Origin of the sequence: Janthinobacterium sp. PSPC3-1 (genome assembly GCF_049896105.1) — a bacterium.
GTDB lineage: Bacteria > Pseudomonadota > Gammaproteobacteria > Burkholderiales > Burkholderiaceae_D > Janthinobacterium.
In genome coordinates this window covers 116,603-140,444 of record NZ_JAFCTQ010000006.1, presented here as the reverse complement: position 1 = coordinate 140,444, position 23,842 = coordinate 116,603, and the positions used below count along the sequence as shown (strand labels likewise).

General features: G+C 63.8%; 18 protein-coding genes and 1 tRNA gene. All 19 read right to left on the bottom strand.

Annotated elements, in window-relative coordinates:
* Positions 1–7: 7 nt before the first annotated feature.
* Complete coding sequence (gene asnB, locus ACP7B7_RS09230; protein WP_426076482.1) at positions 8–1,876, bottom strand: asparagine synthase (glutamine-hydrolyzing); 1,869 nt, start codon at positions 1,874–1,876, stop codon at positions 8–10.
* A 19-nt stretch (positions 1,877–1,895) separates the two neighbouring features.
* A complete protein-coding gene (locus tag ACP7B7_RS09225) occupies positions 1,896–2,990 on the bottom strand; it encodes a glycosyltransferase family 4 protein (protein WP_426076481.1) in 1,095 nt (364 codons plus the stop codon).
* A gap of 56 nt (positions 2,991–3,046) precedes the next feature.
* On the bottom strand, positions 3,047–4,261 hold the full coding sequence (locus tag ACP7B7_RS09220; protein WP_426076480.1) for a glycosyltransferase: 1,215 nt from the start codon (positions 4,259–4,261) through the stop codon (positions 3,047–3,049).
* A 182-nt stretch (positions 4,262–4,443) separates the two neighbouring features.
* Entirely contained in the window at positions 4,444–6,702 is a 2,259-nt protein-coding gene (locus ACP7B7_RS09215; protein WP_426076479.1) for a heparinase II/III domain-containing protein, read from the bottom strand.
* 185 nt (positions 6,703–6,887) lie between these two features.
* A complete protein-coding gene (locus ACP7B7_RS09210; protein WP_426076478.1) occupies positions 6,888–7,835 on the bottom strand; it encodes a glycosyltransferase family 2 protein in 948 nt (315 codons plus the stop codon).
* Positions 7,835–9,253, bottom strand: coding sequence for an O-antigen ligase family protein (locus ACP7B7_RS09205; protein ID WP_308922495.1), 1,419 nt, complete (start codon positions 9,251–9,253; stop codon positions 7,835–7,837). The genes ACP7B7_RS09210 and ACP7B7_RS09205 overlap by 1 nt, the downstream gene beginning before the upstream one ends.
* Positions 9,246–10,784, bottom strand: a complete 1,539-nt coding sequence (locus tag ACP7B7_RS09200; protein WP_308922496.1) for a lipopolysaccharide biosynthesis protein — start codon at positions 10,782–10,784, stop codon at positions 9,246–9,248. Before ACP7B7_RS09200 ends, ACP7B7_RS09205 begins: the two co-directional genes overlap by 8 nt.
* A 43-nt stretch (positions 10,785–10,827) precedes the next feature.
* A complete protein-coding gene (gene epsI / locus ACP7B7_RS09195; protein WP_308922497.1) occupies positions 10,828–11,514 on the bottom strand; it encodes an exosortase-associated protein EpsI, B-type in 687 nt (228 codons plus the stop codon).
* Entirely contained in the window at positions 11,511–12,419 is a 909-nt protein-coding gene (xrtB, locus tag ACP7B7_RS09190) for an exosortase B (protein ID WP_426076477.1), read from the bottom strand. The genes epsI and xrtB overlap by 4 nt, the downstream gene beginning before the upstream one ends.
* Positions 12,419–13,294 carry a chain length determinant protein tyrosine kinase EpsG gene (epsG, locus tag ACP7B7_RS09185; RefSeq protein WP_308922499.1) on the bottom strand — a complete coding sequence of 292 codons (876 nt, stop codon included), beginning with the start codon at positions 13,292–13,294 and terminating at the stop codon, positions 12,419–12,421. The genes xrtB and epsG overlap by 1 nt, the downstream gene beginning before the upstream one ends.
* A gap of 12 nt (positions 13,295–13,306) precedes the next feature.
* Positions 13,307–14,713: a chain length determinant protein EpsF gene (gene epsF / locus ACP7B7_RS09180; RefSeq protein ID WP_426076476.1), complete on the bottom strand. Its 1,407-nt coding sequence runs from the start codon at positions 14,711–14,713 to the stop codon at positions 13,307–13,309.
* Positions 14,714–14,755: 42 nt separating this feature from the next.
* Positions 14,756–15,544, bottom strand: a complete 789-nt coding sequence (gene epsE / locus ACP7B7_RS09175) for a polysaccharide export protein EpsE (RefSeq protein ID WP_308922501.1) — start codon at positions 15,542–15,544, stop codon at positions 14,756–14,758.
* Positions 15,545–15,597: 53 nt separating this feature from the next.
* Positions 15,598–16,548, bottom strand: a complete 951-nt coding sequence (locus tag ACP7B7_RS09170) for an EpsD family peptidyl-prolyl cis-trans isomerase (protein WP_308922502.1) — start codon at positions 16,546–16,548, stop codon at positions 15,598–15,600.
* 556 nt (positions 16,549–17,104) lie between these two features.
* On the bottom strand, positions 17,105–18,487 hold the full coding sequence (locus ACP7B7_RS09165; RefSeq protein ID WP_426076475.1) for an undecaprenyl-phosphate glucose phosphotransferase: 1,383 nt from the start codon (positions 18,485–18,487) through the stop codon (positions 17,105–17,107).
* 9 nt (positions 18,488–18,496) lie between these two features.
* Entirely contained in the window at positions 18,497–19,735 is a 1,239-nt protein-coding gene (epsL, locus tag ACP7B7_RS09160) for an XrtB/PEP-CTERM-associated polysaccharide biosynthesis outer membrane protein EpsL (RefSeq protein ID WP_426076474.1), read from the bottom strand.
* Between the two features lie 40 nt (positions 19,736–19,775).
* A complete protein-coding gene (locus ACP7B7_RS09155; protein ID WP_426076473.1) occupies positions 19,776–20,438 on the bottom strand; it encodes a CAAX prenyl protease-related protein in 663 nt (220 codons plus the stop codon).
* 175 nt (positions 20,439–20,613) lie between these two features.
* Positions 20,614–22,506 (bottom strand): ATP-binding cassette domain-containing protein, encoded by a 1,893-nt coding sequence (locus ACP7B7_RS09150; protein WP_426076472.1) that lies wholly within the window; start codon positions 22,504–22,506, stop codon positions 20,614–20,616.
* Between the two features lie 170 nt (positions 22,507–22,676).
* A tRNA-Arg gene (locus ACP7B7_RS09145) sits at positions 22,677–22,751 on the bottom strand.
* Between the two features lie 30 nt (positions 22,752–22,781).
* Positions 22,782–23,831 (bottom strand): hypothetical protein, encoded by a 1,050-nt coding sequence (locus ACP7B7_RS09140; RefSeq protein ID WP_426076471.1) that lies wholly within the window; start codon positions 23,829–23,831, stop codon positions 22,782–22,784.
* Positions 23,832–23,842 lie beyond the last annotated feature (11 nt).

The following is a 23,842-nucleotide window of genomic DNA, read 5'->3' as shown; positions in this document are numbered from 1 at the left end:
TCCGCGCTCACAGATACTGGCGATGCCAGATTTCCAGGGTCAGCAAGCTCCACAGCAGCTTCTCGTGGTTTTGCCGCCCTTTCACGTGCTCGGCCAGCACCTGCTGCAGCGCTTGCGCATGGTAGTAGTGGCGCGTGCGCGACGAGGCGCCCGTCAGGTGCTCGTACAGATACTCTTTCATGGGACCGCGGAACCATTCGTTGACGGGCACGCGAAAGCCCACTTTCGGCCGTTCCAGGATCGCCGTCGGCAGCAGCTGCTTCATCGCTTCGCGAAGGATCCACTTGGTGGCGCGCCCGCGCACGCGGTAATCGTCGGGCAGGGTCGACACATAGGCGGCCAGCTCGTGGTCCATGAAGGGCATGCGCGCTTCGAGCGAGGCGGCCATGGTCATGCGGTCACCCCGTTCCAGCAGATTGTCGGGTAGCCAGCTTTTTTGATCGAAGCACAGGATGCGGCGCAGCGCGCTGTTGTCGCCGCCGCCACAGCCGAGACCCGCCTCCTGCGTGCGCCGTGGCGCGGGCATGGCGACCAGGCGCGCCCTTTCCTGGTCCGACATCATGCCGAACCAGCGCGGCATGCGCTCGTCGAACGCTTCCAGGCCCAGGTTGACGATGGCCGTCTTGGCGCGGCGAAAACGATATGGCAAGGCGCCGATGGCCGGCTCGATCAGGCCACGCCGCAGCACGCCGGGCAATTGCTGGTAGCTGCCCGCATAGCGCTCGTACACATGCTTGGGGTAACCCCCCAGGATTTCATCGGAACCCTCGCCCGTCAGCACCATCTTGACCGTCTTGCGCGATTCCTTCGCCAGCAAATAGATGGGAATATCGGACGGCTCGGCCACCGGCGCGTCGCGAAAGCGCACCAGGTCGGGCAGCAATTCGATCACCTGGTCGACCGACACTTCCAGCTCGTGGTGATCGGTGGAAAACTGGCGCGCGATATCGGCCGCATACGCCAGCTCGCTGAAACCGCCCTCCTTGAAGCCGACCGAAAAAGTTTTCACAGGCACGCCGGCATGGCGCGACATCAAGGCCACCACGGCCGAGGAATCGATGCCGCCGGACAAAAAGGCGCCGAAGGGCACGTCCGAGATCATGCGGATGCGCACCGATTCGTCAAGTTTTTCCAGGAAGGTGGCGACCGGATCGGCCGGCAAGCTGCTTGCCACGCGCGGCCGGCTGTCGGGCGGCGTGTAATACACGCTCTCGCGCAGCACGCCGTTTTCCCAGGTGGCGGTGGAACCGGGCGCCAGCTTCCTGATGCCCTGGAACAGGGTGGTGGGACCGGGCACATAGCGGTAGGCGAAATAATCCCAGATCGCGTCCTCATTGGCACGCGCGGCCACGCCGGGCAAGGCCAGCAGCGCCTTGATTTCCGAACCGAAGGCCAGCCGCCCTTCGTGCTGCCACAGGAACAGCGGCTTCTTGCCGAACGGGTCGCGCGCCATGAACAGGCGGTTGTGGCGCGCATCCCAGATGGCAAACGCGAACATGCCGCGGAAGTGGCGCACGCACTCCTCGCCCCACTGCACGTAGGCGTGGACGATGGTTTCCGTGTCGGAAGCGGTGCGGAAGCGGTGGCCCAGCGCGATCAGTTCCTCGCGCAGCGGCTGGTAATTATAGATTTCGCCATTGAAGATGATCTGCACGTCACCCGTCTCGTTGCCCAGCGGCTGGTGGCCGGTGGCGATATCGATAATCGACAGGCGCCGGTGCAGCAGGCCCACCTGCCACGCACCGTCGGCGGTAGTGGCCTGCAGCACGCCGGTGTCATCGGGGCCGCGGTGCGCGATGGCGCGCCCCATGGACTCGAGCGCGGCCAGCTGGCCGGCGTCGGACGAGGGAAAGATCAAACCGGCAATACCGCACATAATATCTCGCTTGAAAAAACTATTCTGACGCTGGCGGCGCCAGCAAGGCGCGATAGACGCGCCGGAAATCGTGCGCCAGGCGCTCGACCGCGTAGTGACTATCGATGCGCTCGCGGCAGGCCTGGCCCATGCGCCGCAACAGGGCCCGGTCGCGATCGAGGCGCACGATGGCGTCGGCCAGCGCCTGCGGATCGCGCGGCGGCACGAACAGGCCGTGCACGCCATCTTGCACCACGTCCGGAATCGCGCCCACCGGGCAGATCAGCACCGGCGTGCGCGCGGCCATGCTTTCCAGCAAAGCATACGGCAATCCTTCGTGATGCGTGGGAAAACCGAACACATCGGCGCCGCGCCACAAGGCGTTCTTGGCCGCGCCAAACACGGGGCCCAGGAAGCTGACCTGCCCCTCCAGCCGCAAGGCAGCCACGCGCGCACGCAAGGCCGCTTGCGCCGGGCCGCTGCCGGCCAGCGCCAGCGTGGCCGTGCTGCCCGCCGCGCGCGCCAGCGCCAGCGCCTCGACCAGTTCGAACAAGCCCTTGCTTGCGGCCAGGCGCCCCACGTACACCAGCGACAGCGGCGATTGCGGCGATTGCGGCTTCTCGCCCGCGTCCTGCCCCGCGTCGATGGCGTTCGGGATCACCTCCAGCGGCAAGCTGGCATCGAAACTGCGGTAGCCGCGCAACTCGCATTGCGCCAGCAGCACCACCACGTCGGGCAAATGCAGCACGCGGCGCAGCAGCCCCGTCAACAAAGGTTTGCCGCCAAAAAACACCTGCGGCAAGGCGCCGCCATGCACCTGGTACAGCACGCGCTTGCCCATGGCCTTGGCCACCAGCAAATAGGCCAGGTCGCGCCAGTAACTTTTCTGCTCCATCGACGTATTGATATGCACGATCTGCGGCTGCTGCACGCGCAAGGCCTGCAGGAACTGGAATGGGCTCCAGGCGAAGCGCAGCAGTTTGTGCAGGCGCGACTCGCGCCGCCCCTCGCTGCCCACCTGGAAATGCACCAGTTGAAAGTCGCGCGCCAGCGAACAATGAAACAATTGATTCAAATGCGTCGTCACGCCGCTGACGGCATCGAGGGCAGGTCCCAGCAGCATTACAGTAGTCATATTTGCATTATATGTTATAGATTTGCAATTGTGCGCAAGGCGCCGTTATTTCGCGCTCACGATGCAACAGTACCCGCCAGGCGGTGGTAACACGCCGCCAGTTCGCCCGCCAATACGCGGTAGCTGCGCTGCGCGTCGATATACGCGGCGCCGCCCTGCGCGCGCGCGCGCGCTGCCGGCACGTCGCGCAAAATGTCGACCATCGCGCCGGCCATCGCGGCCGGATCGCTGCTGGTGAGCCAGCCGCAATCGCTGCCCGAGAGTACCTGCACCTGGTCCGGGCTGTCGTTGCCGACGGCCGGCATGCGCAGCGCCAGGTATTCGAGCAGCTTGGTGGGCGAGCTGACGTCGTACAGCGCGCCGCGCGGGATATACGACAGGGCCGCGTCGGCGCCGGCCAGCAGCGGCCAGGCCTGGCTGGACGGCAGCCAGCCCGTCACGCGCACGCAGTCGGCAAGGCCGGCGCGCCGCGCATGGTCCAGCAGTTCATCGACGTCGGACGGCGTGTCGGAGGCGCCGATCAGCAGCAGACAGGCGCCGGGCACGTCACGGCGCACGATCTGCAGAGCGTCGAGCAGGCGTTCGAGCTGGCGCGACTGGTCCAGCGTGCCCAGGTAGGCCAGCAGCGGCACGCCGTGCCAGCCGTCGGGCCGCACGGGCTCGATGGCTTGCTGGCCCAGCACTTCCATGTCGACCCCCATCGGCACGGCGCTCAGCCGCCCTGCGGCGACACCCTTGCCGCGCATCATCTGCAGCATCGCCTCGCTCTGCACGAAGACGTGGTCGGCGCGCGGCAGCAGCACCCGATACAGCAGCCACTGCTCGACCAGGCCCTTGCACAGCACCAGGCGTCCGCGCAAGGTCGCTCGCTGCGCCAGGCCGGCGCGCGCGCGTTCGATGCGCCCTTCGCTGATCAGGTAGGAAACCCAGTAATAAAAGGGAATGCCCTTCAGGCGGGCGATCAGCAGCGCCAGCAGGCCGGTCGGCACCATGTCGCGCACCTGGACCGCGTCGCAATCGGCGCGGCGCGCGCCGCACAAGGCGCGCAGACAGCCGAGTTGAAAAGCCAGTTCGCGCCGCAGCCGGCTGGCGTGAAAGCGCGGAGTGCGCACCGAGCGAAAGCCCTGCGCCTGCGGCGCCTGCGGCGACGGCATGCCGACGATATCGCAAGCGACGCCGTGGCGCGGCAGGTATTTGCCGAACAGTACCGCCACATCGGGACGAAAGGTGGGCAGGCTTTCCGGCACCAGTTGCAAGATCTTCAGGGACATAGGCAGAAGCAATCAGCTTGCGCGGCAGTGGAAAACGGGGCACGGCCACTGCCGGCATCAGGCTATGCCCATATGAAACGATCAATCATCTTACCCGAACAGCATGGTTTTAGCGGCACGCCAGAGCCGAAAAAAAAAGCAATACCAGGCGGTATTGCTTTTTTCGGCCTGGGGTGCCGCGATTACTTTGGCAATGGCAGTGTCAACGTTTGCGTGCCGACCACGACCTTGCGCAGGCCGCCGCTGGTGTCGAGCCTGACGGCCGTGCCCTTGCAACCGACGTCGAGCACCGTCAGGAATTCGCCGCTGGTGGCGGCGGCGGCCTTGACGAACACGCCGTGGTCTTCATAGGTGCCGCTTTGCGGCGGCGGGCCGACGCGGCGCTCGAAACGCTGGTCGCTGGTGGCCAGCGGCACCAGGCACACCTTGCGGCCCTGGTTGGTGATGGAGATATTGCCGGCAGCATCGGCGACGATAGGCGCATAGCCATGGAAGTTCCACTCGAAGACGCGTGGCGTGGCCGACGCGTACTGGTCGAGGATGACGGCGGTGTCGGTGCCGCGCACATACCAGATCTTGCGCGTGGCCGATTTCAGCAGGCCGGCATAGGCCGGCGTGGCGTCGCCTTCGACGTAGTCGACGGCAGGCGTGGTGGAAAACGCGTTGATGCGGCCATTGCGCGACAGCGGCTCTTCATAACCCTCCACCACTTGCCCGATGCCGCCGTCGAAGGTCAGCGCATTGTGCGACTTCGACTGGCGGTACCAGGAATTCCACAGCGGCGAATCGTACCAGTCGTACCAGCCGGTTTCCGTCAGCAGCGGCACGCCGCCGCTGAACAGCACGAAACCGTTCTGGTCGCCATGGCTGTGATTGAAGGAACCGTAAGGGCTGGCCTTGAAGTACAGCGAGGTGCGGCCACTGTCGGCCAGGTTGCTGTGCATGGCGGTCCAGCCGATGCTCGGATAGTAGGCGGCATTGGCCGGCGGCGTGGCGGCCGCGGCGGCAACGGTCGCGACCGGCATCGGATACGGCGCCTGCAAGGTAGCCAGCACGTCGTCCGGACGGGTCAGGTTTTTCACATACCAGGCCGCCTGCGGCGTGGCGTAGCGCGAGGCGAAGCCCTTCATGAAACGGTATTCGGGCGCCGTCTCGTGGCCGTCGCCAAACACGTGGGTCTGCTGGCCGGGCGGCACGAAATGCATCAGGAACTGCGCGTAGCCGCGCGACCAGGGCTTGTCGAACATGTTGACGCCGGTCGCCTGCGCCAGCGCGGGCCAGATCTGCAGCGCGAAGTCCGCTTCGTATTCCGCATACGCGGTACCGTTGGCAAAGCCGCCCTCCGGGCCGCTCCAGACGCTGAACGAGCTGACGAAGGCGCGGAACGAGAAATCGAACCAGTCGGCCGCGGCGGGAATATCGCCCAGCGCCAGGGTCGAGGTCAGGGTCAGGTAAGCCATGCTGGTGGCCGCGTGCGAATCGTAGGGCAGCTGGTCGAGACGGCCGCCGCCGGCCGACAGGTCGGCGTACAGCGCGCTGGTGCGCGCCGCCACCACCGACAGCCACTTGTCGCGGCGCGTGGTGTCGCCATTGACCACCAGCGCGCCGGCCAGCATGTCGATCGCTTTCATCAGGCTTTGCGCGATCACGCGGCTGCCCATGTCCTGGTTGGCAAAACTGGTCGGACCGTTCACGTCCAGCGCGGCGAACTGGTCGCCGCGGCGGATCGCTTCATCGAGGTAGGCTTGCTGGCCGGTCAGGCGGTACAAGGTCGCGGCACCCTCCAGCTGGCGCGCATTCGGATTGACGCGCTGCATGATGTTCGACTGCTGCGCCACCAGCGCCGCCGTGCGGATCTTGCTTCCCGGCAGCGGCCACTCGCTGTCGGACACGGTTTTCAGCGACGAGACGTAGTAGTTCACTTCGTTCGTCAGGCCCGTCAGCGCCTGCTGGCGGTCGGCGCGCATGGCGGCGCTCCATGACGAGAAAGGCTTCAGGCCGCTGGGCAGCGCGCGCGGGCGCGCCTTGCGCGTGACGGCATTGCGCAGCGCCAGGTTTTCAGCCACCTCGAACAACTGCGAGTTACTGGCAATCACGAAGCTGCGCGGGGTCGACCACTCCTGCGAGGTCGATGGCCGCACGCGCCAGGTATAGTTACCAACAGGCAATGCTCGCGGTGGCAAATACCAGTTGCGGGTGCTCTTGAAAGTACGGTTCAGCACGCCATTCAGATACACTTGGACCACGTATTCCGGCGGCGCCGAAGGATGGCGCGACCACGAGAAAGTCGGCGGGTTCTGCGCCTGGGTCTGCATGTTGTCCGGCAGTGGTCGGATGGCCAGCGGATCGGTCGCCTGTACCCAGTCTGCCCGGGCGGCGCCGCACAAAGGCAACAGCAATAGCAAAGCGGAACGCAACAGGGGGCGGTTGCTTGATTTCATGGAGGCAATTCCTTCGGCGGGTGTCAGGTTGGGCATGGATCCGGGGTGACCATCGACATTGCGCGACGCTACCGTAACGCAAGGGGGACGGTCTTTTGATGCAAAAGCAAGAGGTGATTTTTTAACCAAGAAGAACTTGGGCAATTCCCTCAATTATACCGAAATGCCCATCGGCAACGACTATATTAAGCGGCGATGCGTGATTTTCGCCACAACGACCAGCGCCTGGTCATGGCCGGTGTAAACAGCAGGCACATGATGGCCGTGCTGCACCAGTGGCGCGTGACGCCGTTGCGCATGGCGCGCCCCATTTCGGCCAGCGCCGCGCCGCGGCGGCCCGCTTCGAGCAGTTCGCGCGCCACCACCACGCGCGCATTCGACACCAGCAGCAAGGCCGGCCGGCGCGCCGGATCGCTGGCCGGCCAGCCGCGGGCGCGCTGTTCCAGCCGGGCAAACACGGGCAGCACCACGTCACGCCCGGAGATGGCGCTCAGGCTGCCGCCCACGTCCAGCCGGTAGGCCACCAGCGGCAGCGCCGTCTGCACCAGGCGGTGGCGTTCGGCCAGGCGGAACCACAGGTCCAGGTCTTCGCCGAACTGCTCGCCCTCGGGAAAACACGGCTGCAAAGCCAACAGCGCGCTGCGCCTGGCGGCGACCGAGCCGGTAAAGAAGGAGAGCCATTGCCGATTGCAACGCGCAAAGAAATCATCAACGACTTCCACCTGCTGCGGCGACAAGGCCGGCGCATCGGCCAGGCGCGCATCGCCGCCCGGCGTGACGCCCTTGAAGCCGGTGGCGAAATAGGACTCGGCGGGATAGGCCAGCGCCATGCCGGCCTGCGTACGCAGGTAGTCGGGCGCGTACCAGTCATCGGCATCGAGGAAACACACCAGTTCGCCACGCGCTTCGGCGATGCCGCGGTTGCGCGCGCGCGACACGCCGCCGTTGGCCTGGCGCACCAGCCGCACGCGCGGATCAAGGCAGGCCTGCACGCGCGCCGGCCCGTCGTCGGTCGAGCCATCGTCGACCACCACCACTTCCCAGTCGGCATGGGTTTGCGCCAGCACCGAAGCCAGGGTGGCCTCGATATACGCCGCCTTGTTGTACAGCGGAATAACAACCGAACACAGCATCACGCCATCCCCGGTATGCGCGCCCTGCGCGCCCTGACGGCCTCTTTGTCGGCCACCGGATAATTCGCCGTGATAATGATCAGCAGCAGCACATGGGTCAGGGCTTCGGCGGCAAAGCCGGACAGCGACAGCGGCACCTCGCTGAAGGAGCGGCTGGCGATCAGCACGAACAGTGCCATCGACAGGCCCTGGCTGGCCCTGGCGGTGCGCGCCGAAGCGTACAGCAGCACCAGCGCATATAGCACCAGGCCGATTACGCCGATGGTGCCGGCACTGGCCAGGCTCTGGTAAAACTGGCTGTGCGCATGCGTGGCATATGGCATGCCGATGCTGGCGCGAAAAGCATCATCCCACAAGGGCAGGCCATAGCCGAAAATCGGACTCTTGTACCACTCCTGCACCGCCACCTGCCAGATCACGTCGCGGCCCGTCAGGCTCATCAGTTCAAAACCTTCGTCGCTCGAGGCGAAACGCGCCAGCTTGGCATCGAGGCTGCCGAACATCACCAACAGCATGCCCATCGTGCACAGCAGGATAAAGCAGAAGATGGCGATGATCGACAACTGCGGCCGGCGGTAATCGAACAGGCGTTCCTTGATCTGCTCGCGAAAGCCGAAATACGCGATACAGGCAAAGCACAGGATGCAGGCGATCCAGTTGGTTTTCGATTGCGACAGCAGCAGGCTGGCAATGCCCACGACCCAGGCGAACAGGTTCAGCGGACGCCAGGCAAACGGCTTGCGCCACAGGCACAGCAGATACACCACCACCATCGGCCCCAGCACGTTGGCATGGCTGGCCAGCCCCGCATAGCGTACGTTGAGGAAAGGCAGCAGGCCATGGTAGTTCTTGACGATGACCATGTTCGGCTTCCAGGCCAGCATGCCCGCGCTGAGCACCAGGAACAGCAAGTTGGCATTGCGCATGGAAACGATGCTCAAGTCCACTTCCCTGGGCTTCATCAGCATGGCGGCACAGCCGGCCAGGAACATGTACAGGTATTCATGCGACACTTCCATATGGCGGCCAAACAGGGCCGGGCTGACGATATTGCTGAGGAAATACAGCACGAACGCCCAGAACAGCAGCAGCGGCATGGCCTGCGCCTTTTCGCGCGACGTCATGCGGTGCAGGAAGCGTTCGCCGCAGGCGAAAATCACGAACAACGAGGTTAACCGGCCAAGCCAGACGGTGGCCGGATGGCGCACCACCGCCTTGACGCCCAACAAGATCTCGCTCAGCGAAAAATCGCGGTTCGACAGCATGGCGGTAACGGCAATCGACAACATCACCGGGTAAAACACATACGGCACCAGGCCGGTTGCGCGCTTGCTGCCCCAATGAATGCTCAAGGCAATGACGAACACCACCACCAGCGCGGCGACCAGAGCAAACAGGCCAAACAGTATTTCACTCATGTAGTTCTCGCGGTTCGATTAAATGGTTGCCGGCGCCGCAGCGCTCGCGCAGATAGCGGATGACGCCGGCCGGCACGGGCGGACTGAAACGCCCCAGCATGCCGACTACGCGCAGGCCCAGCAACGGCGGCCAGGCCAGCACGGCGGCCAGCAGCAGCGCGCCGCCCAGCAAGGCTCCGCCCAGGAAAGCGGCCAGCGGATGGCCGCTCGCCATGCCGCCCAGCACGGTGCCGCCCCAGCTGCCGGCGCCGGCCAGCAGCGCCATGGCGACGCCGCGCGACGCCAGCGGCGCCAGGTCGCGCAGGCCCACGTGCAGGCGCAGGCAGGCGGCCGTGCCCACCACCAGCGCGCGCGCCAGCAAGGTACCGGCGGCGATCAGCGCCACGGTGGCCGCGCCCTGCCCCGCAAACCAAAACAGCATGGCACCGGCTGCCACGATCAGCGGCAGCTGCAGCAGGCTTTCCAGGTGCTTGCCGCCGGTATTCCACAAGATGGGGGTCGACATGCCCCAGGTGATATAGGCCGGCATGGCCAGCGCCAGGATGGCCAGCACGATGCCCGACTCTTGCCAGACGGTGCCGTACAGCACGCCGATCAGGGCCGGCGCCGTCACCGCCAGCAGCACGAACAGCGGCAGGATCACGATCCAGATGGTCGCCAGCACCGACACATACATGTCGCGCAGGCGCGGCATGTCGTCCTGCAGCTTGGCGCCGGTGGCGAGAAACGCCGGCTGCAGCGCGTTCAGGAACAGTCCGTTGGGCGTATTGGCCAGGTTGTAGCCGACCGCATACACGCCGACCGCGTGGGCGGTGAGAAAGCGGCCCAGGAAAACCCGGTCCAGGTTGTTCAGGAACCAGTTGCACAGATTGGTCACGAACACCGTCAGGCCCACATGCGTCGAGCGGCGCGCGCCCTCGTACCACAGCAGCGGGCGCAGCGAAAAGCGCGTGCGCGCATAGGTCAGCAGCAGCGCCGTGGCCGACTGGCCCAGCCAGGCGCACACCAGGGTCCACACGCCGGCGCCGGCATACGCCATCGACAGGCCGATCATCAGGTAGCCGACGATATAGCTGGTCAGCTGGATGATGTTGAGCGCGCGGAAATCGAGCTGGCGGCGCAGCAGGCCACTGCCGGTGGCCGTCAGCGCATTGAGCACACAGGTCAGGCTCATCCAGGCGATCACCGGCGCGATGCGCGGCTCCTTGAAATATACGGCGACCCACGGTGCGATAAAGAACAGCAAGGCCATCGCCGCCAGCCCGGTGATGGCCTGCCAGGTCACCGTGAAGCGCACGTCTTCCTCGTTCAGGGTCTGGTTTTGCACCAGGCCCCAGGAAAAGCCGAAATCGGCGAGGAAATTGCTGAACGTCATGACGAGCAAGCCCATCGCGAACAAGCCGTAGCTTTCCGGACCCAGCAGGCGCGCCAGCAGCACTTGCGTGACCAGTTGCAGGCCGAACATGGCGACCGTGCCCATCGCCGCCCACTTGACGGCGCTGACGCTTTTTTGATTGATATCGCTGCCCATGATTCTCACTGTCTGCCACGGCGACGGGCGCCGTGGGCGCGCATCAGCCCGGTGGTGTGCCGATCAGCCGGCTACGCTCGGCCGCCGGCATGCTGGCCAGCAGGCTGTTGACGAAATTGGCCTGCAACTGATACGAGTGCGGCAAGTCGGTGTCGATATTGGAAACGCGAAACAGCATGGCGTCGGCGACGGTGCCGGTCAGCCCGTAGCGCAATTGCTCGAGCCGCTGCTGCAGGCCGACCTTGCTGATCTTGTTGCCAACCGTGATCCAGTAGGTGATCGGTTCGCTGCGGTTGCCCGTCACCGCCAGCAGGCGCTTGACGGGCAGCTTGCCGTACGACGTAGCGAGCTCGCCGTATTCGTCGCGCTCGACCTGGAAGCCTTGCGCGGCGTAGCAGACCTCGGGCTTGTGCACGCTCATGTTGTCGCTCTGGTCGCCGCCATAGGCGATCGACAGCATCACCCGTTCGCCGCGCGGATTGACATAGGTGCGCGACAGGGTCTGGTTATAGATCTTGTTCAGGCGCGACTGGGTTTCCGGATCGACCTGCAGCGGCACCAGGGTGTTGTCGAGGCGCCATTCGCCAAACGCCTGCGGTATCGCCGTTTCCAGCGAAAAACTGGGGCGCTGGTCAGACATTTTCACGCCGGGCGCCACCGCGCGGCTGAGGATGGCGGCGCCCAGCAGCAAGGCGCCCAGCAGCAAGTTCATGCGTAACGAGGCAGTCATGGCGCCACTCCCGCGGCCGGTGCGCCAGCACCGCCGCGCTTGCGCACGATCCATTGCAGCAAGGAATCAACGGCAAGAATCAGCAGCAGCGCGCTGATGAACAGCACCATGCCGGCAAAGCCGTGCAAAAAGCCCTGGCCGGCCGCGTCGCCGAAATAATAGGTGATCAGGGTCAATGTCATCACGCGGATGACATTGGCGGTAAATGAAATCGGCACGATCAGCAGCGCCAGCACGATATTGCGGAACGGCGAGGTGTGGCGCACCAGGTTCAGGTAGAACAGGCCCAGCGCTTCGAGCGTGAGCAGGGTCTGCAGGCCGGCGCAGGCGTCGGCCACCAGCAGCTGGTATTGGCCGATCTGCAGGATCACGCCGGTGCGCGCGATCGGATAGCCGGCCAGGAACAGCAGGTGTTCGGTGACATACGATACGGCCATCTTCATCGGCATGGTCAGGGTGGTGACCAGCGGCAGCGGCAGCGGCACCATGAACAGCATGAAAAAGAAGGGGAACCAGAGCACGCGCGCGGCGGGACGGCCGCGCTTGAGCAGCAGCAGCGCCAGGCCGGTGCCGATCAGGGCCAGGATTTCCAGCGACAGTATCTGCTGCGAACGGCCCAGCACGTACAGCAGCAAGGACGCCACCAGCAGCGGCCAGCCGGCGCGGCTGGACGGGGCGCCGGCGCTGGCCGCCAGCATCTCGGGCCACTTGCGGTAGATCAGCCACAGCGACAGGGCCAGAATGATGGGGCCGTGCGCCTGCTCTTCGGTGGACCAGATGCCGCGAAACAGGCCGACCAGGCTGGGCAGCAGCATGGCCAGGAAGCCCAGCGCCAGCGGCAGCCAGTCGGGCAGCGCAAAGCGGCCGGTACGGGCCGGCGGAATGGCGTGGCCGTGCGCAGCCATCAAAAATCAACCATCACGGAACCGACCACCTGGGCCCCGCTTTGCGTCATCTGCTCGGACATGGCGGCCACGTCCGCCATCGGCGTCTTGTTCTTGCGCGCCACCAGCAGCACGCCGCCGGCGCGCGCGGCCACCGCGATCGCGTCGGAACCGGTGGTGTAGGCCGGCACGTCGTACAGCACCGCGTCGTAGCGGCTTTCCAGCTGCTTGTTGAGCGTGACAAAGGAACTGCGGCTGAGCAATTCCTGTGGATTCGGCGGCAAGGTGCCCGCCGCCAGCACCGACAGGGCGACAAACGACTCCACCTTGGCGATGATGTCGAGTTCGGCACGTCCGGCCAGCACGTCGGACAGGCCCTGGCGTGTCTTCAGGTCGAAGATTTCATGCTGGCGCGGCTTGCGCAGGTTGGCGTCGACCAGCAAGGTGTGCTCGCCCAACTGGGAAAACACCACCGCCAGGTTGGCCGTAAACAGGCTGGCGCCATCGCCCGGTTCCATGCCCAGCACCACCAGCGACTTGCTGCCGCGGGCAAACCAGCGCAGCATCAGCTGGCTGCGCACGGCGCGCAGGATTTCCACCTGCGAGCTGAAGGGCTGATAGGCCGCCACCAGTTCCTGCGGATACTTGCCGGCGCCCGGCTGCAGATAGGGATAGTCGAACTGGCGCGCCAGCACTTGCTGGATGTCCGCTTCCGTGATCAGGCCCAGGCGTTGCGCCGCTTCGCCGAAGCGGATGCCCAGTTCCTTCTGCATGCGCAGCACGCGCTCGGCGTTTTCCGGCGTGATCTTGCCCGATTCGAGCAGCAGGCCGCCGATGCTGGAGTCGGCGCCGCGCGGCTGCGGCGTACTATTCAATACATGTGCACTTGATGTCATGTCAGTTCCATCTCAATTGAGTCGCAGGCGGCGCGGCAGCAAGCCACGCAGGCCGCGCATGCGGCGCTGTTTCGGTTTCCAGTCGACCACGCCGAACACCGGAATCTGCAGCACGTCGCTCAGGTCCTGGTCGGAACGGATGCGGCGGTCCAGCAATTCGGCCAGCAGGGCGATGCCGCAGCCCAGCATGATACCGACGAAAATCGACAGCAGCACGTTGCGCGGAATATTCGGGCTGTCCGGCTGGATCGGCGCCACGGCCGGATTGAGCATGGCGATGTCGGACTGCTCGGCCTGGCCTTCGATGCGCGTTTGCGACAGGCGCTGCGACGTCACGTCGAAGGCGCGCTGGGCGCTTTCCACGTCCTTGCTCATGACGCCCATTTCATCGCGCGTGCGGTTCAGTTCCAGTACCTTGGCCTTTTGCGCGGCCAGGGCGGCGCGGATCGACGCCTCGCGCTGTTGCAAAATCTGCGCATTGTTGCCCACGCTCTGAGAGGTGGCGCGTGTCTGCTCGGCCAGGTCGCGGCGCAGCTTGTCGACTTCGGCCTTGGCGCTCTGGTATTGCGGGTGATTGCGGTCCAGGCGCTGGCCCAGCTCGGCCAGCTTGCCTTCGGCATTGCCCAGGCCCAATTTGAGGCTCTGGATCAGCGGGTTCGAGGCCACGTCGGGCGATTCGGAAGTATTGCCGCCGGACGCCATGCGCTGGCGCGAGGTCGCTTCCATCGACTGGCCCTGGGCGATGACCAGCTGCGCCGACAGGTCGTTCAGGCGGTTCGATTCCACGTCGAGGCGGTTGTCGAGACTGACGATGCCATTGTCCTGCTGGTATTTCGACAAGCGGCTTTGCGCCTGTTCCACGTTGTCGCGCAGCAGCTTGGTCTGGTCGTCGAAATAGGTGGTCGCCTTGCGCATCGGATCGACCTTCAGCTGGATGCTGACCTTCTGGTATTGCTCGGCGAACGCATTCGACACGGCCGCCACGAATTGCGGGTCGGCGCCCTTGAAGCTGATGTCGACCACGCTGCTTTCGCGCGAGGGCATCACTTCCAGTTTTTTCAGCAGCAGGTCGGCCAGCCAGTCTCGCACCGTGCCCTTGCCTTTCGCCGCCTCGTTGAACTGGGCGATGACGGCCGGGCTGCGGGCCAGCTCGAGCTGGTCAACCACGCGCAGCGCGACGTTCTTGCTGCCGATGATGTCGACCTGGGTCGCCATGTAGCCGGGCAGCAGCTGGCCCGGCAGCGTCACGCCGGTCAGGGGGTCGATGCCCTTGTAGTTCATCAGCAAGGTGCTGGTGGCCTTGTAGGTCTTCGGCAAGACCAGGCTGACGCCCAGCGCCAGCGCGACGGTGATCAGGAGGGTCAGCAAGACGATGGTCTTGCGCGCCCGCAGGATCAGCAACAGTTGGGAGAGATTCATGATGAGACTTTCAATACTTGACGATGAGGCGCGGGTACGCGCTTAGAACAGGCTTTCCTGGACATACACGACATCGTCGACCAGCAGCAGGTCGTCGTGCTTGGCCTGGATCACTTCGACCTGGCCGGCCGCATTGCGGCGCTTGATGCGCACGCCGCGTTCGGTGCCGCGCTGTGTCAGGCCGCCGCCGACGGCCAGGGCTTGCACCACGGTCATGTTGCGTTCCAGGCGGAACGCGCCGGGGCGCTGGACTTCGCCATAGATGTAGAAGCGCGGCGCGCGCTCGACGTAGATGATGTCGTTGCCCGACACGTCCATGTCGCCCTTCAGGTCGCCATTGCGCACGATGTCGAGGATCTCGATCACGTCACGCGAGGTGCTGCCGGCGCGCTTGCGGATCAGGCTGACCTGGTCCGATCCTTCGGGATTCATGCCGCCGGCCATGGCCAGCATGTCCATCACGGTGCGCTTGCCTTCCAGCGGATAGCGGCCCGGGCGGTTGACTTGTCCCAGCACCGAGGCCTGCTGGCTTTGCAGGCTGGTGACGATGATGTTCACCTGCGCCTTGCGCAGGTAGCCGCCGCTTTCGAGCAGGCCGCCGAGTTTCTTTTCCGCCGCCGAGGCCGACAGGCCGCCGATATCGACCGCACCCACCAGCGGGAAGGTGATCTGGCCCGCCTCGCTCACGCGCGTCTCCAGGCCCAGGTCCGGGTTGCCGTAGACGGAGATTTTCAGGACGTCACCGGCGCCGAGCGGCACATCGGCGGCGCCGGCCATGCCCGCGGCCAGGAACAAAAAGGCCGCCATCATCCAGTTTGCGAGTCGTTTCATGATTACTGATACCCCTAGGTTAGTGCTGATGTTGAATTACGTAATGGCCGCACTTACTTCAAGCCGGCCACGCCACGCTCATTGGCTTCATTGCTGCTGCCCGCCGGAGCTGCCGGCGTGCCAGCCGGCGCCGGGACGGCTGCGGCGGCCGGGGCCGCGTCCTTGTTGAAATACTCGATCTTGGCGCTGGTGCGCAGGCGTTTCAGCTCGGCGTCGGCGGCATCCTTGCTTTTCTTGTTGGCGAGGAATTGTTCGATCTGCGGCGTAGCCGCGTCCAGGCCGACCGGGCTGTCCTTCACGTCGGCCAGCGACACCAGCAGGCTGCGCTCGCCTTCGCGCACGATGAACAACTGCCCTTTCGTCATCGCCGCCAGCTTGCTGCTCAGTTCCGGCGCCAGGTCGGCGCTGGTGCGCGACACCTGGCTGCGGGCGTAGGCGACCTTGTGGCCATCGAGCCATTGCGCCACGTCTTCGAGCGACTTGGCGCCATCGATCACGGCCTTCAGTTCATCGTTGAGCGCGCTGGTCGGCAGGATCAGCTGGCGCATGTCGAATTGCTTGCGCTGGGTGAAAAACTGCGGATTCTGCGTGAAATAGGCCTCGACTTCCGGCTTGCTCGGGCGCACGGCGGCGCCGATGCGCTTCTGCATGTAGGCCTGCGCCAGGATCAGGGCCTTGGCACGCTCGATCGCCTGCATGACTTTCGGATCGCGATCGACTTTTTCCTTCTCCGCTTCATTTTGCAGCAACTGGCGGTCGATCAGCGACTCGAGCAGCTGCTTGCTGGCGGCCGCCTGCTGGGACGACTGCACGCCGGCCCGCTGCAGCTCTTCATTGAGCTGCAGGATGGTGATTTCCTTGCCATTGACGCTGGCCAGCGACTGGCCAGGCTTCTTGTCCTTGTCGCCGCAGGCGGACAGGCCGGCCGCGGCCAGCAGGACCAGCGCGGCGCACAGCAGGCGTGGCGCACGAGGGGCGTAAGCGGAGTGGGTAAAATGATTCAAGCGTGCTCCTTAGCAATAACCGGCAGGAAGATGCATACCTCGGCGGGAAAATCGGCGAACGGCCCGGCGCTGGTGTGCGGCACGGTCATCGCCCGATGTTTTCCCCAAGACATGGATATGCATCAAACAATTAACAATCTTGTAAATATAATACAGCTGACACATCTCAACAAGCGAAATATTTGCCTAAATATCTACTAACAAGATAAAAAAACAACTTTTTCCAACGTCTTCTTGATTGCAAATAATTATGCATCAGACGCGGCGATAATGCTTGTTGATGATGAGTCGCGTTGCCTTGCAAGCTACCAGTAACGGTAACGCAACGCCGGCAGGGGCAAGGCCGGGAGAGGGAGAACATGATCGCAGCCTTTCCAGGAGGAAGGCAAACCACCGCAACACGCGGACCGGCAATCACGCGCTTGACGCGCCTGTCACCATGGGACGGCGCACTCGGCAGCACGATGCGCCATTTTAACGCGGTTTAATCCCGCACAACGTTTATTCAAACGCTATTTTTAACAGTGGCGTCATCCTGCAACGACCCGGGCGCACGTCAATGCGCATTTTCACGCGCCAGCACCACTTTCACGGTGCGTATGATAATCCACAAATCGAGCCAGAGCGACCAGTTGCGCAGGTAATCGAGGTCGAAATGGATGCGCGCCTCCATCTTGTCGAGCGTTTCGGTCTCGCCGCGCAAACCGTTCACCTGCGCCCAGCCGGTAATGCCGGGCTTGACCTTGTGGCGCAGCATGTAGCCTTTGATCAACTTGCGGTATTGCTCGTTATGCACCACCGCATGCGGGCGGGGCCCGACGATGCTCATGCGGCCTTGCAGCACGTTGAAAAACTGCGGCAATTCGTCGAGCGAACTGCGGCGCAGGAATGCGCCGACCCTGGTCACCCGCTGGTCGTTCCTGGTGGCCTGCACCACCTTGTCGCCATCCTCGCCCACCGTCATGGAACGGAACTTGTAGACCACGATCTCTTCGCCGTACAGGCCGTAGCGGCGCTGGCGGAAAATCACCGGGCCTTTCGAACTGAGCTTGACGGCAATGGCGATCAGCAGCATTACAGGCAGCAACAAAATCTGGATCAGCAAGCCCAGCACGATATCGCTGCCGCGCTTGATCATGCTGTTATAGCCTGTAAACGGCGACTCGCGGATGGCGATCACGGGCATGCCGCCCACATTGTCGAAACGCGCCTGCATCAGGTCGAAGATATAAATATCGGGCAAAAAATACACCGATGCCGTCGTGTCTTCAAGGTCGTCGAGCATCTTGCGGATGCGCGGCTGGGCCGAAATGGGCTGGCTGATGAAGATCATCTTGATATGGTGTTCGCGCACATAGGCGGCGATATCGTTCATGCGTCCCAGCATCGGCTCGCGCATCTTCTCGGGCCAGCGGTCATCGGTGCGGTCGTCGAAAAAGCCGCGCACGCTCATGAACAGGTTGGGATTGCGCGCGATCGTGGCGGCAAACTTCAGGCTGGCGTCATTGGCGCCGATGATCACCACCGAGCGCACCTCGCTTTCGCCATCGGGACGCAGGCTGAACTTGCGCGCCGCCAGATGACAGGCGAGCAAGACGAACGGCGTCAGGACCAGCCAGGCCAGTACCACATCGGTATCGAAATGATAGGCCAGGCCGGTGGCCGAGCCGAGGAAGACCAGGATCAGGGCCGTGATGCCCCAGCCGATCAGGATGTCGCGCGCATACGCCAGCATGCGCCCGCTGCGCCAGGTGCGGTAGGGGTCGACATGATGGAACACGGTCGACGAAATGAAGATGGCCAGTATCATCAGCACCAGCGTATAGCCGGTAAAAGGCGAGCCGGAAGCGAACGCCAGCAGGTAAAGCAGCCCCATGATGACCAGGGGATCGAGGACCCGTTGAAAGAAGGAAATCAGGGGAATATCGTTGACCGTCATGTTCATTGTTTAAAACTGTACACTGCCATTGAAAGAAACGCCTTTGGCGCGGTAGTTGCCGCTATCGATGATGGACGCGCCGGTGCGCCGCTCGTGGAACACGCGCGCGCCCAGTTGCACCTTGGGATGCGGCGCATAGGTCAGGCCCAGCGAGGCGGTGCTGGTGGTGTCGCGGCCGTCGCCGGGCAAGGTCAGGCCGCTGACGGCGGAAAAATCGCGCCGTACGCGGCGCAGCTGCGCTTCGGCGCGCACCTTGGCCGAGATGGTCCAGACGCTGCCCAGGCTGGCGCCCGTATTCAGGCTGCTGGTGACCAGGGAATTGTCGACCGAACCGAATTCACGCCAGACCATGCCCGTGAAACGCACCTTGCCCAGCGGCTGCCAGTACACGCTGAGGCGGCCATTGCTGCCGCTGCTGTCGCGGCCCGCCAGCATCTTGTTGCGGTGGCGTACCCAGCCGCCGAGAAACTCGATCTGAGTGATGCCGCTCAGTTCCCAATAGATATTCGCCTTGGCCTCGTCCTGGCGATAGCCATTGCCATACACCGCCGAGGCGTCGCCGAGGCGGTTCGGATAGCTGCCGTCGAGGTGGCGCAACTGCAGGCCGATGCGGCTGCCACTGGGCGCCAGGTAGTCGAGCCCCAGTTCCGTCGCGTCTTCGCTCCAGTTCGAAAACGCCTGCGCCGGCAGGTCGTAGGAATAGCGCTCGCGCGTGATGCCGCTGCGCACGCGCCAGCTGGGATGAAAGCGCCAGGCGCCGTCGAGATACTCGCGCCGCTCGGTGCGCAGGTTGCGCACATTGCTCTGGAAGTCGCTGAACGGCGTCAGGGTTTGCGAATAACTGGCGCCCGCATGGCCTTCCAGGTGATTGCCGACATGCCATTCCAGATCGGCCAGGAAATCCTTGCCGTCGTAATCGAATTGATTGAAGCGGTTGAAACTGACCTTCGACCACTTGGCCTGGCCCGTCAATATCTGCCGCCCGATCGGGCGGTTGAACAGGAAACCGGCTTGCAGCAGGCGCGAGGTATCCGAGCGCGGCCCGTCAAAGCCCGCCACCACATCGGGCAAGCGCATCAGGTTATCGTCGTAGGAATACGACGCGGCGGCGAACGGCTTGATGGTGTCGCTGATATCGGCCAGTGCGCAGGGACTGGCCAGGGTGCCGAACAGCAGCACCACGGCGCCCAGACCAGGGGGCGCCGAGATGGCGCTGGCAATTGCTTTTTTATGCAAAAAATTCAACATGGATTTAGTCTTTGACAAGTCAATCAGTTGACAAACAATACTACCAGTAATTCCAGTGCCCACCAGAAATTATCCAGAGCCCCAACACGCCATTTGTCACGCCGTGCGCCAGGATGGGCGACCACAAGGACCCGCTGCGCATGTACAAGACGGTATAGGCGGCACCGGCCACCATGCCGGCCAGCCATAAATTGTGTTCAATGCCAAACAGCAACACGCTCACGACGAAGGCCCTGGCGCTGGCCAGGCGCGGCGCGCGCGCCAGGAAATCGGCCGCATCGAGCCAGCGCAGCAGGAAGGAACGCCAGAACAACTCTTCCATGACAGGCACCACCAGCGCGGCGCCGGCGATCCGCAGCAACACCAGGCTCCATTCGATCCGGCCATCGTTACGCGGATCGAAACCGTCCGCCTTGCCGATGCTCATCCAGTCCGTGTCCAGGCAAATCCACAGCAAAAAAACAACAGTCCCGGTCATCAAGGCGACGGCGATCGCACGCGCACCGAGCGCAAACGAGGCCAGTTCCGTGTAACTGCGGCGCCAATACAACAGCAGGCCCAGCACGACACCGATCTTCAGCGCGTACAGCCAGCGCAATTCGTGCAGCGCATGGCCCAGGCGGCCCAGCATATCGGCGAGAAAGATGAAGAACAGGTAGGCCAGGAAAGGCGCCACCCGCTGCAAGGTGGCGCGCTCAACCATGCCGGCGCACGCAGGGTGGCGTCAGACGCGCCAGGCGCGCTGGCGCGGGTGGTGCAGGTGGCGTGTTTTTAATTGCAAACATGCATCCCTCGATGTAAAAAATATAATTATATCAAGCACGATCGATCGATGGCAAAAAATCGTGCTTTTAATTACAACAAGGGATAAAAAACTGTTAACTGTTTGTGCGCGCTTCGATCTGCTCCCATTTTTCGAGGGCGTCGAGCAATTCGCCTTCAATCTCGGCCACGCGCGCGTTCAGGCGCTTGCCTTCGGCCGGCGTCTTCTTGTAGAAGTCGGGATGCGACAATTCGGCCGCCAGCACCGACTGCTCGTCTTCCAGCTTGGCGATCAGCTTCGGCAATTCGTCCAGCTCGCGCTGCTCCTTGTAGCTGAGTTTTTTCTTGGCGGCAGGCGCCGCCGCAGCCTCGGCCTTGGCGGCAGGCTTGCTGGCCGGTGCGGTGGCCGCCGGCAAGGTGCGCACGCGCTCCCAGTCCGTGTAGCCGCCAACGAATTCGCGCCACTTGCCGGCGCCTTCGGCCACCACCACCTGGGTCACCACGTTGTCGAGGAAGGTGCGGTCGTGGCTGACCAGGAACACGGTGCCCTTGTAGTCTTCCAGCAACTCTTCCAGCAGCTCCAGCGTGTCGATGTCCAGATCGTTGGTCGGCTCATCGAGCACCAGGCAGTTGGCCGGCTTGGCGAACAGGCGCGCCAGCAGCAAGCGGTTGCGCTCGCCACCGGACAGCGTCTTGACGGGCGAGCGTGCACGCTCGGGCGAGAACAGGAAATCGTTCAGGTAGCTCATCGAGTGCTTGCGCTGGCCATTGATCTCGACCCAGTCGCTGCCCGGCGAAATGGTTTCGATCAGGCTCGCTTCTTCATTGAGCTGGGTGCGCATCTGGTCGAAGTACGCCACCTGCAGCTTGGTGCCCAGCTTGGCGGTTCCCGTATCGGGCGCCAGTTCGCCGAGGATCATCTTGAGCAAGGTGGTCTTGCCGGCGCCGTTGGCGCCGATCAGGCCGACCTTGTCGCCGCGCAGGATGGTGCCGCTGAAGTTGTCGATGATCACGCGGTCGCCAAAGCGCTTGCTGACATTTTCCAGCTCGGCCACGATCTTGCCCGAGCGTTCGCTCGAACCGACTTCCAGCTTGACCTGGCCCTGCTGGTCACGGCGCGCATTGCGCGTCAGGCGCAGCGCTTCGAGGCGGCGCACGCGGCCTTCGTCACGCACGCGGCGTGCCTTGACGCCCTTGCGGATCCACACTTCCTCCTGCGCCAGGAATTTGTCGAACTTGGCGTTTTCCACTTCCTCGTTTTCCAGCTGCTCGGCCTTGCGGGTCTGGTAGGTGGTGAAGTTGCCCGGGTACGACAGCAGGCGGCCGCGGTCGAGTTCGATAATCCGCGTGGACACATTGTCGAGGAAGGAGCGATCGTGGGTAATGAACAGCACGCTGCCCTTGAAGTCGCGCAGCAGGCCTTCCAGCCACAAAATCGAGGTGAAATCCAGATGGTTGGTCGGCTCGTCGAGCAGCAGCACGTCGGGCGCCGAGACCAGCGCGCGCGCCAGCGCGACGCGCTTCTGCATCCCGCCCGACAGGGTTTTCATCAGCATGTCGCCGGTCAGGTTCAAGCGGTCGAGCACGGTTTCCACCTTGTTCGGCAAGCTCCAGGCGTCAGCCGCATCGAGCTTGACCTGGATGTCGTGCATGCGCTCCATCAATTCGTCGTCATTGCCCTGGCCAAACTGGCCCGTCAGCTCGTCGTATTCCTTCAGCCACGCCTGCGATTCGCCCATGCCCGACGCGACCGCGTTGAACACCGACATCTCGGGATCGAACTGCGGTTCCTGCTCCACATAGGCGATCTTGATGCCTTGCTGCATCACCAACAAGCCATCGTCGAGCTTGAACTTGCCCGAGATGACCTTCAACAGCGACGATTTGCCGGTGCCGTTGCGGCCGATCAGGCCGACCCGCTCCGAGGTTTCCAGTGAAAATTCCGCGTGATCGAGCAGCGCGACGTGACCGAACGCAAGTTGCGCCGATGAAAGAGAAATGACAGCCATAATGAGTAAAGGTGCTCGGGCGCTGCGTATTGCGAACGCCTGGGCGTGCAAGACAGCTGCCGATTGAATGAATGAAGCACGCATTGTACCGATAACCGGGCCTCGGTTGCGGGCGATCAGAAATTTGCCGCTGGCAAGGAACAGGCTGCCGAGGTGCGTTGCGTGATGGTTGGTGTCGCCAGCAGGAATCGAACCTGCATTTAAGTCTTAGGAGGACCTTGTACTATCCATTGTACGATGGCGACACACGAAGCGGCATTATACAGCCTGCCGCACTACATTGACAGCCTGCTGCCCGCGCTGACGCCCAACAATGGCAACAATTGTTGCGCCGCCAGGCCATGCGCCACCTTGTTCCAATGGCCGTCCATCGGCGCAAAGTCCAGCCGCTCGCGTTGCGCCGCCCAGTGCCGGGCAAATACGGGCTGCATGTCGAGCACCGGGAAGCCGTGCCGCTCCAGCTGCGCGATCAGGAACTGCCGGTTGTCATCCTGCCAGGAGGGCTTGCCGCGGCGCGCATCGTAGAGCAGGCCGCGCTCGCCATCGATGACGAAGATATAGCGCATGCCCGCACTGCCCTGCACCGCCTTCAGTTGCGACAGGTAATACTCGAGCACGCGCGCGCGCGCCGCATGCGTAGCCTGCAGGTCCGGCGCGGGCGCCGGCAAGGACTTGCCGTCCGTACGCCAACTCGACGCGATCCAGTCCGGCAGCTTCAGGTTGTAGTACACATAGCGTACCAGCGCGGAGCGCGACACCAGCTGTTTCAGCCGGGATTCGACATAGGCATTGTGCATTACGCGCACGCCGCCCGCGCTCTCTTCGAACTGGCTGTGGCCGCGCGTCGTTGGCTGCAGCAAGTGATTCATGCTGCCCGAGTCGATCAGCAGCACCACCGTGCGCGGGTGCAGGAGCGGCACATGATAGCGGGCCATCTCCAGCGTGTCGGCCAGGGTATTGCCGGAACTGGCGGCGGCCAGCACGGCGCCGCCCAGGAACAGCGACAGTTGCCCCTGCAAGCTGTCGCGCCGGTCGAGCATCAGGCTTTCCACGAAGCTGTTGCCCAACACCAACACCTCGGGCCGCTCGCTGAAATCGGGCGAATTGGCGTAGCCTTGCCGGTTGGTGACGCCATGGCGTGCATTGTCGAGCCCCCAGCCATACGAATACACATAGTCCTGCCGCGGCAGGTAGCGGCTCAAGGGCATGCGCGCATCACTGGGCTGCAAGCGCAGGCCGTCGGCCACCGGCAGGCATTGCAGCACGAGTTCCAGCAGCATGGCCATGGCCAGCGCGCCGAGTCCGATAAAGAAAGAAGTACGCATATGAGCCGACG

Bases quoted from the DNA above. Each gene is read 5' to 3' on its own strand.
- ACP7B7_RS09200 (WP_308922496.1), bottom strand. From the start codon at position 10,784: ATGGGCAGCGATATCAATCAAAAAAGCGTCAGCGCCGTCAAGTGGGCG.
- epsF (WP_426076476.1), bottom strand. From the start codon at position 14,713: ATGAATCTCTCCCAACTGTTGCTGATCCTGCGGGCGCGCAAGACCATC.
- asnB (WP_426076482.1), bottom strand. From the start codon at position 1,876: ATGTGCGGTATTGCCGGTTTGATCTTTCCCTCGTCCGACGCCGGCCAG.
- epsI (WP_308922497.1), bottom strand. From the start codon at position 11,514: ATGACTGCCTCGTTACGCATGAACTTGCTGCTGGGCGCCTTGCTGCTG.
- ACP7B7_RS09210 (WP_426076478.1), bottom strand. From the start codon at position 7,835: ATGCTGTGTTCGGTTGTTATTCCGCTGTACAACAAGGCGGCGTATATC.
- epsG (WP_308922499.1), bottom strand. From the start codon at position 13,294: ATGACATCAAGTGCACATGTATTGAATAGTACGCCGCAGCCGCGCGGC.
- ACP7B7_RS09225 (WP_426076481.1), bottom strand. From the start codon at position 2,990: ATGACTACTGTAATGCTGCTGGGACCTGCCCTCGATGCCGTCAGCGGC.
- ACP7B7_RS09140 (WP_426076471.1), bottom strand. From the start codon at position 23,831: ATGCGTACTTCTTTCTTTATCGGACTCGGCGCGCTGGCCATGGCCATG.
- ACP7B7_RS09165 (WP_426076475.1), bottom strand. From the start codon at position 18,487: ATGACGGTCAACGATATTCCCCTGATTTCCTTCTTTCAACGGGTCCTC.
- xrtB (WP_426076477.1), bottom strand. From the start codon at position 12,419: ATGGCTGCGCACGGCCACGCCATTCCGCCGGCCCGTACCGGCCGCTTT.
- epsE (WP_308922501.1), bottom strand. From the start codon at position 15,544: ATGAAACGACTCGCAAACTGGATGATGGCGGCCTTTTTGTTCCTGGCC.
- ACP7B7_RS09220 (WP_426076480.1), bottom strand. From the start codon at position 4,261: ATGTCCCTGAAGATCTTGCAACTGGTGCCGGAAAGCCTGCCCACCTTT.
- ACP7B7_RS09215 (WP_426076479.1), bottom strand. From the start codon at position 6,702: ATGAAATCAAGCAACCGCCCCCTGTTGCGTTCCGCTTTGCTATTGCTG.
- epsL (WP_426076474.1), bottom strand. From the start codon at position 19,735: ATGTTGAATTTTTTGCATAAAAAAGCAATTGCCAGCGCCATCTCGGCG.
- ACP7B7_RS09205 (WP_308922495.1), bottom strand. From the start codon at position 9,253: ATGAGTGAAATACTGTTTGGCCTGTTTGCTCTGGTCGCCGCGCTGGTG.
- ACP7B7_RS09150 (WP_426076472.1), bottom strand. From the start codon at position 22,506: ATGGCTGTCATTTCTCTTTCATCGGCGCAACTTGCGTTCGGTCACGTC.
- ACP7B7_RS09155 (WP_426076473.1), bottom strand. From the start codon at position 20,438: ATGGTTGAGCGCGCCACCTTGCAGCGGGTGGCGCCTTTCCTGGCCTAC.